This window comes from Cupriavidus sp. L7L, from assembly GCF_004353535.1.
GTDB classification, from domain to species: Bacteria; Pseudomonadota; Gammaproteobacteria; order Burkholderiales; family Burkholderiaceae; genus Cupriavidus; species Cupriavidus oxalaticus_A.
Genome location: NZ_SMNY01000154.1, coordinates 1 through 730 on the forward strand (window position 1 = coordinate 1; position 730 = coordinate 730).

Below are 730 nucleotides of genomic sequence, written 5' to 3' on the forward strand. Positions count from 1 at the left end.
CGAACATGGGGTACAACTCGACCGTCTTCCCTTGTTCCGGAGTGAAAATCAACTCCGCCGCCCGGGATAGCAGCAGGATCACGGGTTGCGTGCCCTCATCCTCCAGATCGACTCGCCTCCCCAGCAGGCTCTGGTCCGACGCCGAGTAACGCGCCTTGAGCGGCGCGCCGAAGATGCGCTCGCTGAGCACGCTCGCGACGTCCACAACCATGGGAAGAAAGCCGCCATGGTGGAAAACCTCATCGTGCCCAAACTCCTGTCCGTTCAGGACAAACGAACAGCCCAGTGCCCGCTCGTAGTAGACGGCGAGCGCGCGGGGATGCTCCACGGGAATGCGGAAGGCGTCCATTTGGATTATGTACCGTTATAGTGATACGTATTTTACAGCTAACGGAGCTTCGGGCGCACGGTCGCCGCACAACAGGCATTTGCTTCCGTGGCAAGGTGCTCCGACGCCCGTGGACCCTGTTGTTCTCGCTTGGCAAACAGGCGCAGCTTTTCAAGTAGCGTTTTTGGGTCCGACAACAATGCAGCAGCGACGACTTGCGGATCAACACCCAAGGCATCGCAGCAGAGTGTGAACGGGATGGTAGCCGCGTCGCCGGCCTTGTCGGCGATCCAGTGCTTGGCCGACTCGTGATTAAGTCTGGCCTCATTCGCCCCCCGTGTCTGATCCTGGTATCCCGGCAAAGGCCTGGCGAGATCTGCAGCTGCCAGCTCAAGCATCTCG

General features: G+C 60.1%; 2 protein-coding genes. Both read right to left on the minus strand.

The window, feature by feature from the left end; all coding sequences use genetic code 11:
- The coding region (locus E1J61_RS36715; protein ID WP_133098640.1) for a hypothetical protein at positions 1-349 on the minus strand (349 nt) is incomplete at its 3' end.
- Between the two features lie 38 nt (positions 350-387).
- Positions 388-730: hypothetical protein (locus E1J61_RS37710; protein ID WP_165971637.1), on the minus strand; the 343-nt coding region annotated here is incomplete at its 5' end.